Here is a 12,610-nt window from a genome sequence, read left to right as displayed (position 1 = left end):
TATATGAAGTGAAAATGGAAACCGAAGTGGAAATAATCGGGAAAAAATAGGGTTGACCTGAGAGTTAAAAACGAAAATTTTCATCTTACTTTTCTTGTAAGATCCCTTACGAATGACAAATATTGTGTTATAATTACTGATAATATTATAGATGTACAAACAAATGGAACGAATGACGGCATGATTTTTCGTGCCGTTGTTTCTCTTTTTAGGTATGTTAATTGGGCAAGTATTTGTTGATATTTTAGAGCAACTGCTTTTTATTTGGAGGAATAGTGAATGGAGAAAGGTAAAATCGTTGCTCTTGAGGACCGAATTCCAAAACTTAAGGAGCAAAGACGGCGAAAAGCCAACAGGCGGCTTGTGCTTCTTCTTATTTTGTTTTTTTCGATGATTGTCGTGATTGCCTACTCTCAATCACCCCTAAGTCATGTTAAGCACATCACCGTTATAGGGAACGATGTGTATACGGATGCTGAATTGATTAAAGCTAGCGGTATAACGACGGATACGAATATATGGAATGTAAAAAAAAGTGATATTTCATCAAAGCTGCAGGATTTATCCGAAATCAAACAGGCAAAGCTTCAGGTTAAATGGCCGAACACAATTGAAATTCAAGTAAAAGAACATAAGAGGGTGGCTTATCTTAAGCAAGATACAAATTATTTGCCCGTCATGGAAAACGGTAAAATTTTAAATGATAGAAATACGGAAATAATTCCAATTAATTCTCCGATTCTTTTCAAATTCAAAGAAGGCAAAGTCCTTGACCAAATGATAAAAGAGTTAGAAATTCTTCCAAGTGAAATTTTAAACTCCATTTCTGAAATTCATTATTCTCCGAAAAAAACTGATCGATATCATATTTCCTTATTTATGAATGATGGCTTTGAGGTAAGTGCCACACTTAGAAGTTTTTCGGAAAAAATGGTCCATTACCCTTCAATTATAAGCCAGCTCGATCCTCATAAAAAGGGAATTATTGATTTAGAAGTAGGCTCGTATTTTAAAGCTTTTGAACCTGAAGTGGAGGAAAAAAAAGTTGAAGAGGATAAAAGTGAAGGTGAGAGGTAAACATTTTATCTTGTCACTTGTATGCCTTGTTTTAGGGTTTATGATTGCCTTCTCTTATCATCTGACGCAAAAGGAAAATCAAACCGAAAACCGGGACATGTCAGGCAAACAGTACGAAAAGACTCTTGCACTTAGAAATCAATTAATTGCTCAGGAGGAGACTAATCGCAAACTGCAAAAGGAATTAAATCAAAAGCAGGAGAAGGTTTTGAAGAATGAAAAAGACCTTGCAAAGGAAGCGCAGGTATTCCTTAATCTGGCCGAAGACACTGAGAAATATCGGATGTTCCTTGGGAAGATGAAGGTCAAAGGAAAAGGTGTGAAAATTACCCTTTCTGATGGTGCATATGACCCAAAGGAAGTTAATGTTAATAATTATCTTGTCCATGAACACCATGTTTTTAAAGTAGTGAATGAACTATATATTTCCGGTGCGGCAGCAGTGGCGATTAATGGACAAAGGCTGACAAGTCATTCATATATTGTTTGTAACGGCCCAGTCATTACGGTTGACGGGGTGGAGTACCCTGCTCCTTTTGTCATAACTGCAATTGGTGAACCAGATGTGTTATCATCAGCGCTAAACCTCTCGGGTGGAGTAAAGGATCAACTAGTTAATGATAATCTTGTTTTCACACTGGAAAAACTAAATGAAATTGTCCTAAACCCAATATTGGGCAGTTAAGTAGGTGAAAAAAGTGGACAAGCCGAAAATAAACATAAGTTTTACTTTGATTGCAACAGTTGTCGGCTTCATGATTGCGATCCAATTCCAAACCGTGAAAAAACCTGCTGAACGTGACACACGTGATGTTTGGCAGCTTCGCGAGGCATTGTTAAAAGAAAAAGAACTCCAGTCACATTTACTAAGTGAAATTCGTTCGAATGAAGAGAAACTTTCAGCTTATGAATCTAAACGAAAACAAAGTAAGGAACAAGTGTTAAAGGACACATTAGATGAATTAAAAGTAGAAGCAGGGCTTACCGAGGTAACTGGTCCCGGCATAATATTGCAAATTGAACCTGTGATTGAGGATGTTCAACTGGGAAGTCCTGTTGCGAAGGATATATCACCCGAGCTATTAAAAAGACTGCTAAACGAAATAAATATGTATGAAGCGAAATACGTAGCAATTGACGGTCAAAGGATTATAAATACGACGGTTATCAGGGATATTAATGGCGATACAAAAATTGATGGGCACACAATCAGGGGTTTACCTATCGAGATTAAAGTAGGTGTGAGTGAAATGAATGCGGCTGAAAAATTATCAAATCGGATGAAAGTCTCGAAAGCAAGGGATGAGTTTTTTACTGAAAGCTTGAGGCTTAACATTTCAGCACCGAGCCCATCTATTAAAATTCCAGCCTATGATAATTCTATTCGTATAAAATACATGGAGCCGATTAAGGAAGGGGGCAGTTCTTAATGTGGCTTCCAATTATGGGACTTGTGATTGGAGTTATACTCGGGTTATTAACAGAAATCCGAATTCCTGAAGAATACTCCAATTATTTGTTCGATTGCGATTTTGGCAGCTTTCGACACGCTTTTTGGTGGAATCAGGGCATACATGCAAAATATTTATGATGAAAAGGTGTTTGTTTCAGGATTCTTTTTTAATATAATTCTTGCTGCAAGTTTAGCTTTTCTCGGTGTTCATCTTGGTGTAGACTTGTATTTAGCAGCAGTTTTTGCGTTTGGTGTCAGGTTATTTCAAAATATTGCTGTCATAAGAAGAATCTTATTGACAAAATGGTCAACGAACAAAGAAAAAATAGAAAAAAATGATATTTTTTAAAGGGAAATATGTAGTTGTGACGAATAATTTTATTAGATATTGCTATGAAACTAGTATTGAACAAATTCAGTTGTTGTTCGACCTAAGGAGATTAAAAGGAGGTGCCAAAGAATGAACAGCAATGAAATATATGTTAGTCTTGACATCGGTACATCCAGTGTGAAAGTAATCATTGGTGAAATGGTCAATGACTCGGGGAAAGACTCGTTAAATATAATTGGTGTTGGCAATGTGAAATCTGAAGGCTTACGAAAAGGGTCGATTGTCGATATGGACGATACCGTTCATTCTATTAAGCGGGCGATTGAGCAGGCGGAAAGAATGATAGGGATGGAAATCCGGGAAGTTGTCGTTGGTATTTCGGGGAACAACATCATGCTTCAACAATGTCACGGAATTGTTGCTGTCTCGAGTCAAAACCGTGAAATTACGAATGAAGATGTCATTCGTGTCATTGAGGCATCTCATGTGGGATCTATCCCGCCAGAAAGAGAAAATATTGGTGTCATTCGTAAACAATTTATTTTAGATGGCAAAGATGAAATCAATGATCCACGAGGGATGATTGGTGTCCGTTTAGAAATGGATGGTACGTTAATTACCGGCTCTAAATCAACAATCATTAACACGCTTCGCTGTGTAGAGCGTGCTGGCCTTGAAATTTTAGATATTATCCTGCAGCCATTGGCAGCAGGGGATTTCGCATTATCAAAGGATGAAAAGAATCTTGGCGTTGCCCTAATTGACATTGGCGGCGGCTCCACTACAATTGCCGTGTTTGAAGAAGGATTTTTAAAGGCAACTAGTGTAATCCCGGTTGGCGGTGATCTTCTCACGAATGATCTTTCCAAAGTCTTGCATACTTCTACCGAGGATGCAGAAAAGATAAAGGTTAAATATGGACATGCCTTTTATGATAATGCTTCGGAAGATGAGTTCTTCAGTGTACCAATCATCGGAAGCGATCAGCACCAACAATTTAACCAGCTCTATGTATCTGAAATAATTGAAGCAAGAATGGAAGAAGTTTTTGAATTAATCGCACATGAACTAAAGCGTTTAGGTGTAAATGATTTGCCGGGCGGATTTGTCTTAACAGGTGGAACTGCAAAAATGCAAGGTGTGCTGGAGCTTGCCCAGGATATGTTTCAAAATCCAGTCCGCATCGCATCGCCTGACTATATTGGTGTAAGAGAACCTCAATATACAACAGCGGTTGGCTTGATTAAATATGCTTACAAGAATGGCAGATTACCAGGAGGAACTATTGGCAATACCTCAGCGGTTTCAGAGCCAGTCGAAAAACGAGTGCCAAAACAACATCAACCTAAAGCAAAAGTAGAAAAACATCCGGAAGAAAAGATGTCATCAAAAGTAAAAAAATTCCTTGGTTACTTTTTCGAATAAACGGAAAAGAAAATCGACGAATTAGGAGGATTTGTCATGTTAGAATTTGATACAAATTTAGATTCTCTTGCAACAATAAAAGTTATCGGAGTAGGCGGCGGCGGTAATAACGCGGTAAACCGAATGATTGAACATGGTGTTCAAGGAGTTGAATTTATCGCAGTTAATACTGATGCACAGGCGCTCGAATCTATCAAAAGCAGAAGTAAAAATGCAGATCGGTGCCAAATTGACTCGTGGACTTGGGGCCGGGGCTAATCCAGAAGTGGGAAAAAAAGCTGCTGAAGAGAGTAAGGAGCAAATTGAAGAAGCACTGCGTGGTGCTGATATGGTATTTGTAACAGCAGGAATGGGCGGCGGAACAGGTACTGGCGCCGCGCCGGTAATTGCTCAAATTGCCCGGGATTTGGGTGCCTTAACAGTTGGAGTAGTGACTCGTCCGTTCACCTTCGAAGGTAAAAAGCGTTCAAATCAAGCTTCTGGCGGAATCGGTTCGATGAAAGAAGCAGTTGATACACTTATTGTCATCCCAAATGATCGATTGCTGGAAATTGTTGATAAAAGCACCCCAATGCTCGAGGCGTTCCGTGAGGCAGATAATGTCCTTCGTCAAGGTGTACAGGGTATTTCTGATTTAATTGCGACACCTGGGTTAATTAACTTAGATTTCGCCGATGTAAAGACGATTATGTCTAATAAAGGTTCTGCGTTAATGGGGATCGGGGTGGCAGCAGGTGAAAACCGTGCGACAGAAGCAGCAAAAAAGGCGATTAATTCTCCACTGTTAGAGACATCAATTGATGGGGCACAGGGTGTATTAATGAACATTACCGGTGGAGCCAACTTGAGTCTTTATGAGGTCCAAGAGGCCGCAGATATTGTTGCTACAGCGACTGACCAAGAAGTAAATATGATTTTTGGTTCTGTGATCAATGAAACATTGAAGGATGAAATTATCGTAACTGTTATTGCTACAGGCTTTAATGAGGAGGTTGTTCAACCAAAGGTATCACGCCCATCTTTCGGACAAGCCAAACCGTCAGTCGGCACCGTAAAGAGGGAGCCCAAGCGTGAAGAGCCTCAGGCACCGCAGGAACCAGTTCGTAACACGAATGCTTCCCAAGAAGATGCGCTGGACATACCGACCTTCTTGCGTAATCGAAATCGCAGACGTTAATAGAGTAAATAAAGAAATGCATGGTCCGAAAGCGGCCATGCATTTTTTTATATTCTAATCTGACAAAATCCGTATAGAATAGTGAAAATTTCTGTTTTTTTGATTACAGAAAGTGACACACTTCAGCCCCCCAACTAGGTTATACTTTTTCCTAAACAGATTAATAGTACTTTCCAAAAGGAGGCAGCTGTTTGACTGTTTATTTAGATGTAATCTGGGCTCTAAATTTCTTATTTGATAGCCTTCTCCTGTATTTAACAGCTATTTTTCTAAAAAGAAGGATTAGGTTATGGAGATTATTTGCCGGGGGATTTATTGGCTCATTGATAATTTTATTATCGTTTACACCATTAAATGTCTATTCAAGCCATCCAATAGCAAAACTTTTTTGTTCCATCGTGATGGTTTTAATAACCTTTGGATATAAGCGATTAGCTTTTTTTCTGAAAGCATTAATGACGCTGTATGTTTCTACATTTTTAATCGGCGGGGCATTAATGGGCGCCCATTATTTTATCCAATACGATCCAGAGTTGACGGCAAAGGTTTTGATGTCCAGTGTAAAAGGTTTTGGTGATCCAATTAGCTGGCTCTTTGTCCTAATTGGCTTTCCTGTTGCCTGGCATTTTGCAAGGAAAAATGTGGAAGGCATGGAGATGACAAAAATTCAATTTGAACAAATCGTCACCGTAAGGCTGAATATTGACACGGAAAGCCTGGTTTTTAAGGGTCTGGTGGATAGTGGAAATCAATTATATGACCCATTGTCTAAGCTGCCGGTTATGTTTGTCTCTATTAAAAATCAATTGGATGCCATCCCCGAATCTATCAGAAAGCTTGCTGAAGGTCCAGATCCACTTATAATGGGAAGTCAAGATCTCCCAGCTGAATGGCAAAATCGAATGAGAATTGTACCTTTCCGTGTAGTTGGTAAAGACCATCAGCTCATTGTTGCCATAAAACCGGATCTTATTATAATCGAACAGGGCGGTGTTCAATACTTATGCGATAAGGGACTTGTATCCTTTACACTGCAGCAGCTTTCGGCTGATGATGCTTTCGAATGCATTGTTCATCCGAAAATGCTGACCGGACCAAAACAGCAAGGAGGGTCTGAGAAGGTAAGTTAATAATACTATACTCATAAAAAAGATCTTTTAGAAGGAGGAACATACATGAAAAAATGGAGACTTCGCTTATCCTACTATTGGTATAAGTTATTAATAAAATTGGGCATTAAAACGGATGAAGTTTATTATATTGGCGGAAGCGAAGCCCTGCCGCCTCCTTTAAGTAAAGACGAGGAAGAGATGCTATTAAAAAAACTGCCTGTTGGCGATAAGGCAGCCAGATCCATCCTCATTGAACGAAATCTCCGTCTTGTTGTTTATATTGCCAGAAAGTTTGAAAATACAGGGATAAATATTGAAGATCTAATCAGTATCGGGACGATTGGATTAATCAAAGCAGTTAATACGTTTAACCCCGAAAAGAAAATAAAACTTGCTACATATGCGTCAAGATGTATTGAAAATGAAATTCTCATGTACTTACGACGTAATAATAAGATTCGATCGGAGGTATCCTTTGATGAACCGTTAAACATTGATTGGGATGGGAATGAGCTGTTATTATCTGATGTATTGGGTACGGATGATGATATTATCACAAAGGACCTCGAAGCGAATGTAGATAGGAAATTGCTGACAAAAGCGTTGCACCAGTTAACCGACCGGGAAAAGCAAATCATGGAGCTTAGATTTGGTTTGACGAATGGAGAAGAAAAGACTCAAAAAGACGTGGCTGATATGCTTGGGATTTCCCAGTCCTACATTTCACGATTGGAAAAGAGAATCATAAAAAGATTACGAAAGGAATTTAACAAAATGGTCTAAAAAAGAAATTTTTTTCCACAAAAAAATCCTTTGCTATTCGTGATTAAATGGCATTTTTCGACAAATATGCACCTGTCCCTTCCCGAGGACAGGTGCATATTTTTCCTTCTCAAGGAGATACTGTTTTTTGTACAGCAACTCCTGTGAGGAGGGAAAAGGATTTGACTCGAAATAAAGTTGAAATTTGCGGTGTGGACACATCAAAACTTCCTGTTTTAAAGAACGAAGAAATGAGAATACTCTTCAAGCAAATGCAAGAGGGCGATATAACTGCCCGTGAAAAGCTCGTCAACGGGAATTTACGCCTCGTCTTAAGTGTTATTCAGCGGTTTAACAACCGGGGTGAGTTTGTTGATGATCTGTTTCAGGTCGGCTGTATTGGACTTATGAAATCAATTGATAACTTCGATTTAGGTCAAAATGTAAAGTTTTCCACTTATGCCGTACCAATGATTATTGGAGAAATTCGAAGGTACTTACGTGATAATAATCCAATTCGTGTCTCTCGTTCGTTAAGGGATATCGCCTATAAAGCCCTTCAGGTTAGGGAACGATTAATGAGCGAGACCTCGCGAGAACCTACTGCTGAAGAAATTGCAAAAGTCTTAGAAGTACCCCATGAAGAAATCGTATTTGCTCTTGATGCAATACAAGATCCAGTATCTTTATTTGAGCCAATTTATAATGATGGCGGTGATCCGATTTATGTGATGGATCAATTAAGCGATGAAAAAAATAAGGATATTCATTGGATTGAGGAAATTGCCCTTAAAGAAGGAATGCGGAGACTGAACGAACGTGAAAAATTAATTTTACGGAAGCGCTTTTTCCAAGGGAAAACTCAAATGGAAGTGGCTGATGAAATTGGTATCTCCCAAGCCCAGGTTTCTCGGCTTGAGAAAGCAGCCATCAGACAAATGAATAAAAACATTCAAAGCTAAAGCTGTCCACATCGGACAGCTTTATTTTTGGTTATCTAAGATAAATTTACAACTGCCAACATATAGTTATTATAGTATTGTAATTGGGAGTGGTGCAGGTGGTTAAAATTTCAGAATTCCAAATTAAAGATGTCGTGAATGTATCAGACGGTAAAAGACTTGGAAATATTGGGGATATTGAAATAAACTTAACGACAGGGAAAATTGAAGCAGTCGTTATCTCCGGCAGCGGCAGGGTCCTTGGTTTTTTTGGAAAAGATGAAGATATTGTCATTCCTTGGAAAAATATCATTAAAATTGGCCAGGATGTTATTTTGGTAAGATATAAAGGCAGTATGGAACGAATACCCGAAGAAACAGAAGTGTAACATGATGAATTGCGGTGACCAAATTTTCTTTTCATGGTAAACTATAGAAAAACATAAGAGGTATTGAAATGGAACCCTTTGTTTTAACGAATCAGTCCTATTTAACAATTGAAACCTGGAGCAGACAATTTCCGGAATTAATCGCCGGTTTTACAACTAAAAGCGGTGGGGCAAGTAAAGGAGACTTTGAATCCCTTAATCTTGGCTTTCATGTTGGCGATGATCGTGCAAATGTTTGTTTAAATAGAGAAAACGTTGCTGGATTGCTTAAGTTCCCTCTTCGACATTGGGTTGGGGCAGAACAAACTCATGATATTGTTTTGCAGAAAATAACAAAAGCAGATCGTGGAAAAGGATCCAATTCCTATGAACATTCCTTTAAAGGTACGGATGGTTTTTATACGAATGAAGAGGGCATCCTGTTAACACTTTGCTTTGCCGATTGTGTCCCTCTTTTTTTTATTGCTCCCGAAAAAAAGATGATTGGTACTGCACACGCCGGCTGGAAGGGGACAGTTGGGAAAATCGCAAAGGAAATGATAGTAGCATGGGGCAGGGAAGGAATTTCACCTGATCAAATTTTAGTCGCGATTGGACCATCTATTTGTGAAAAGTGTTATATTGTGAATGAACATGTAATTAACTTAGTAGATAAATCACTAGAAGAAGGCGGAGTATTGCCATATAATTTAGTAAAAGAAGGGCAATATTCTTTAGATTTACGTGAGTTAAACAGGCAAATTCTTCTTGCATCGGGTGTACCGGATCAGAATATCCTCAATTCCCAATGGTGCTCTAGCTGCTATAATGAGGAATTTTTTTCCCACCGCCGCGATAAGGGTAAAACTGGAAGAATGCTGAGCTTTATTGGCTGGAAGGAGACTGCGAATCGTTTATGAGAGTAATTGATAAACTGAAACAAATTAGTCAACAAATAAATGAGGCATGTCAAAACTCACATCGGAATACCGATGAAGTGAAATTGATTGCCGTTACAAAATACGTTAGCACGGAAAGAGCTGTGGAAGCACTAGATGCAGGAATTCGTCATCTCGGAGAAAACCGTGATGACGGTCTGCTTAAAAAGTGGGAAGTATTGAAGGACAAGCCATCTTGGCATTATATCGGCTCATTGCAAACGCGAAAGGTGAAAAATATTATTGATAAGGTTGAATATATTCATTCTTTAGATCGCCTTTCACTTGCAGAGGAAATCAATAAACGGGCCAAACATAAAGTGAAATGTCTTGTACAGGTCAATGTGTCTGGTGAAGAATCGAAGCACGGCATATCATATGAAGAGGCCATTTCTTTTATTGAATCGCTTATACCCTTTGAAAATATCAGTGTGGAGGGTTTAATGACAATGGCCCCTCTCACGGATGATGTCCAGCTAATCAGAGACTGCTTTCGAAAATTAAAGGAACTCCGCGATCAAGTTCAAGCCTTACACTTACCATTTGCACCCTGCACGGAGCTCTCTATGGGGATGTCTAATGATTTTACAATAGCGATTGAAGAAGGAGCAACAATGGTTAGGATAGGTACAGCGCTTGTCGGTGAAGATGGTTAGGAGAGGAAAAAATGACGATTAAATCAAAATTAAAAACATTTTTCTTTTTAGATGATGAATATGATGATAACAATGAAGGTAATACAGAGGCAGTAGAACCGGTAAAACCAAAACAACCGCCTGTAAAAAGTCAAAATGTTGTCAGTTTACAAAGTGTACAAAAATCTTCAAGTTCTTCTGGCGGATCGAAGTCATCAAAGGTTATCTTAGTGGAGCCGCGAGACTACTCAGAGTCAACGGAAATTGCCGATCATTTAAAAAATCGCCGGGCGGTTGTCGTCAATCTGCAGCGGATTGATCATGAGCAAGGCCGGCAAATTATCGACTTTTTAAGTGGAGCCGTCTATGCTATTGGAGGAGACATTCAAAAAATCGGTTTAAGTATATTTTTATGTACTCCAGATAATGTTGAAGTGTCCGGTAATATCTCAGATTTAATCATTGACCCTGATAATCAAAATACAAGGTGGTAATGTAAATGGCTTTTGTGTTTAGTCTATTGCAGCAGGTAATCGAGATTTATTCGTGGGCGTTAATTATTTATATTTTAATGTCGTGGTTTCCAAATGCCAGGGAGTCCGCTATTGGTCAATTTTTGGGACGAATATGTGAACCGTATTTAGAGCCATTTAGAAAAATCATTCCACCGATTGGCATGATGGATCTTTCACCAATTGTCGCTTTCTTGGTGCTAAACTTCGCAGGCATGGGGCTGCATAGAGTATATCTTTGGCTCGCATAAGAATTTTTCAATAGGTTGTGTTATTCAAACATGAACATTTATCAGCATTTCCGTCCAGAAGAACGGGACTATATTGACAAGGTATTACAATGGAAAAATAATGTTGAAACACAATATACCCCCAAGCTAACGGATTTTCTTGACCCTAGGGAGCAGCATATCCTTAAACTGTTAATTGGCGAAAATGGTGATGTAAACTGCAAACTTTTTGGCGGCAGCCAAGATAACGAACGAAAAAGGGGATTGATCTTTCCTGATTATCTGACTGCTAATGAGGATGATTTTCAAATTAGTCTATTTGAAATCCAGTATCCTGCAAAATTTGTCACAATTGAGCATCGGCAAGTATTAGGGACGCTCATGTCCTTAGGGCTAAAGCGCGGGAAATTTGGTGATATTCTCATGAAGGAAGGTCAAATCCAATTTTTCGCGGCCATGGAAGTCAGTGAATATATAAAAAGCAATGTCGAATCTATTGGCAGGGCAGGGGTAAAGTTGATTGAAGCGGATATTGCAAATGCTCTTGCTGTAAAAGAACGCTGGGAAGAAATGGAGCTAACGGTATCTTCTATGCGTCTCGATACTGTTATTTCAGGTATATATCATGTATCACGGCAAAAATCGCAATTAATGATTCAGCAGGGGCTTGTTAAAGTAAACTGGACAATAATTGAAAACCCCTCTTTTTTATGTGACGATCAGGATATGATTTCCGTCAGAGGGTATGGAAGGGCAAAAATTATCCGTATCGACGGTAAAACGAAAAAAGAAAAATGGCGGATTAGTGTCGGAAAGCAAAAATAATTCATAGATAAGCAGGATATTCGAAAAACTTGTCGAATATTTGCTAATACATAATAGAAGTTCAGATTTGTATGGAGGTGGCATCAATGCCGTTAACGCCGTTAGATATTCATAATAAAGAATTCAATAAAGGTTTTCGCGGGTACGATGAAGATGAAGTAAATGAATTTCTTGATCAAGTCATCAAGGATTATGAATTAGTGCTTAGGGAAAAAAAGGAAATGGAAGAGCGTTTAAAAGATATGAATGAGCGACTTGGACATTTTGTAAATATTGAAGAAACACTCAACAAATCCATTATCATTGCTCAAGAAGCTGGTGAAGATGTTAAACGTAATGCCCAAAAGGAAGCAAAGTTGATTATCAAGGAAGCTGAAAAAAATGCGGATCGCATTGTCAATGATTCTCTGTCAAAAGCAAGAAAAATCGCGCTCGAAATTGAAGATTTAAAGAAACAATCAAAAGTGTTCCGTACACGTTTTAAAATGTTAATCGAGGCACAGCTTGATATGTTAAATACAGATGATTGGGATCATTTATTAGAATATGAAGTGGATGCAACAGAATTAAAAATCCACCAAGAAGAAGATTCATTAGCTTGACGAATTACATTTTTTTAGCATATAATTTTTAAACATAGTGAAATAGAATGGAAATTGACGATGAAAGGGACAGTACAATTTTTCTAATGCTTTTAGATAGCGAACCGGGGAAGGTGAAAGCCCGGTAAAGCTGAAGAATTGGAAGATCACCCTCGAGTTCCAGACCGAAACCCAAGAGAGGGCTGTAGGCTCAGGCGTGTTATTCACGTTACGAATGGAAAA

14 protein-coding genes, 2 pseudogenes and 1 other annotated feature (1 of these 17 cut by a window edge) are annotated in these 12,610 nt (G+C 38.7%); all 16 genes and pseudogenes read left to right on the top strand.

Features of this window, described 5'->3' with window-relative positions; all coding sequences use genetic code 11:
* The first annotated feature begins 279 nt into the window (after positions 1-279).
* Complete coding sequence (locus ACO1D1_RS24705) at positions 280-1,077, top strand: cell division protein FtsQ/DivIB (protein ID WP_423337479.1); 798 nt, start codon at positions 280-282, stop codon at positions 1,075-1,077.
* Positions 1,055-1,762 (top strand): DUF881 domain-containing protein, encoded by a 708-nt coding sequence (locus ACO1D1_RS24700; RefSeq protein ID WP_223820987.1) that lies wholly within the window; start codon positions 1,055-1,057, stop codon positions 1,760-1,762. The genes ACO1D1_RS24705 and ACO1D1_RS24700 overlap by 23 nt, the downstream gene beginning before the upstream one ends.
* Positions 1,763-1,775: 13 nt before the next feature.
* Complete coding sequence (locus tag ACO1D1_RS24695) at positions 1,776-2,507, top strand: DUF881 domain-containing protein (protein WP_423337480.1); 732 nt, start codon at positions 1,776-1,778, stop codon at positions 2,505-2,507.
* A pseudogene (locus tag ACO1D1_RS24690) lies at positions 2,507-2,879 on the top strand (small basic family protein). The gene ACO1D1_RS24695 and the pseudogene ACO1D1_RS24690 overlap by 1 nt, the downstream one beginning before the upstream one ends.
* Before the next feature lie 111 nt (positions 2,880-2,990).
* Positions 2,991-4,286, top strand: a complete 1,296-nt coding sequence (gene ftsA / locus ACO1D1_RS24685; RefSeq protein WP_423337478.1) for a cell division protein FtsA — start codon at positions 2,991-2,993, stop codon at positions 4,284-4,286.
* A gap of 123 nt (positions 4,287-4,409) precedes the next feature.
* Positions 4,410-5,463: pseudogene (ftsZ, locus tag ACO1D1_RS24680) on the top strand (cell division protein FtsZ).
* 191 nt (positions 5,464-5,654) lie between these two features.
* The gene (gene spoIIGA, locus ACO1D1_RS24675) at positions 5,655-6,593 is read left to right on the top strand and encodes a sigma-E processing peptidase SpoIIGA (protein ID WP_423337477.1); all 939 of its coding nucleotides are present in this window, start codon (positions 5,655-5,657) and stop codon (positions 6,591-6,593) included.
* A gap of 45 nt (positions 6,594-6,638) precedes the next feature.
* The gene (gene sigE / locus ACO1D1_RS24670) at positions 6,639-7,358 is read left to right on the top strand and encodes an RNA polymerase sporulation sigma factor SigE (protein ID WP_149869516.1); all 720 of its coding nucleotides are present in this window, start codon (positions 6,639-6,641) and stop codon (positions 7,356-7,358) included.
* A gap of 161 nt (positions 7,359-7,519) precedes the next feature.
* The gene (gene sigG / locus ACO1D1_RS24665; RefSeq protein WP_149869517.1) at positions 7,520-8,299 is read left to right on the top strand and encodes an RNA polymerase sporulation sigma factor SigG; all 780 of its coding nucleotides are present in this window, start codon (positions 7,520-7,522) and stop codon (positions 8,297-8,299) included.
* Between the two features lie 98 nt (positions 8,300-8,397).
* Positions 8,398-8,667 (top strand): YlmC/YmxH family sporulation protein, encoded by a 270-nt coding sequence (locus ACO1D1_RS24660; RefSeq protein ID WP_149869518.1) that lies wholly within the window; start codon positions 8,398-8,400, stop codon positions 8,665-8,667.
* A 68-nt stretch (positions 8,668-8,735) separates the two neighbouring features.
* On the top strand, positions 8,736-9,566 hold the full coding sequence (pgeF, locus tag ACO1D1_RS24655) for a peptidoglycan editing factor PgeF (protein ID WP_423337476.1): 831 nt from the start codon (positions 8,736-8,738) through the stop codon (positions 9,564-9,566).
* A complete protein-coding gene (locus ACO1D1_RS24650) occupies positions 9,563-10,240 on the top strand; it encodes a YggS family pyridoxal phosphate-dependent enzyme (protein ID WP_423337475.1) in 678 nt (225 codons plus the stop codon). The genes pgeF and ACO1D1_RS24650 overlap by 4 nt, the downstream gene beginning before the upstream one ends.
* A gap of 11 nt (positions 10,241-10,251) precedes the next feature.
* The gene (locus ACO1D1_RS24645) at positions 10,252-10,713 is read left to right on the top strand and encodes a cell division protein SepF (protein WP_423337474.1); all 462 of its coding nucleotides are present in this window, start codon (positions 10,252-10,254) and stop codon (positions 10,711-10,713) included.
* Positions 10,714-10,718: 5 nt separating this feature from the next.
* On the top strand, positions 10,719-10,982 hold the full coding sequence (locus ACO1D1_RS24640; RefSeq protein WP_149869522.1) for a YggT family protein: 264 nt from the start codon (positions 10,719-10,721) through the stop codon (positions 10,980-10,982).
* Between the two features lie 30 nt (positions 10,983-11,012).
* Positions 11,013-11,786 (top strand): RNA-binding protein, encoded by a 774-nt coding sequence (locus ACO1D1_RS24635; protein WP_423337473.1) that lies wholly within the window; start codon positions 11,013-11,015, stop codon positions 11,784-11,786.
* Positions 11,787-11,872: 86 nt separating this feature from the next.
* Positions 11,873-12,388, top strand: a complete 516-nt coding sequence (locus ACO1D1_RS24630; RefSeq protein WP_149872646.1) for a DivIVA domain-containing protein — start codon at positions 11,873-11,875, stop codon at positions 12,386-12,388.
* A 51-nt stretch (positions 12,389-12,439) separates the two neighbouring features.
* Positions 12,440-12,610: a binding site (T-box leader), on the top strand; it runs 72 nt beyond the window's last position.

Source organism: Neobacillus sp. 19 (assembly GCF_049463095.1).
In the GTDB taxonomy this organism is placed as follows: Bacteria; Bacillota; Bacilli; order Bacillales; family Cytobacillaceae; genus Neobacillus.
Note: the sequence above shows the minus strand (reverse complement) of the source record. Positions and strands in the feature narration are given on the sequence as shown.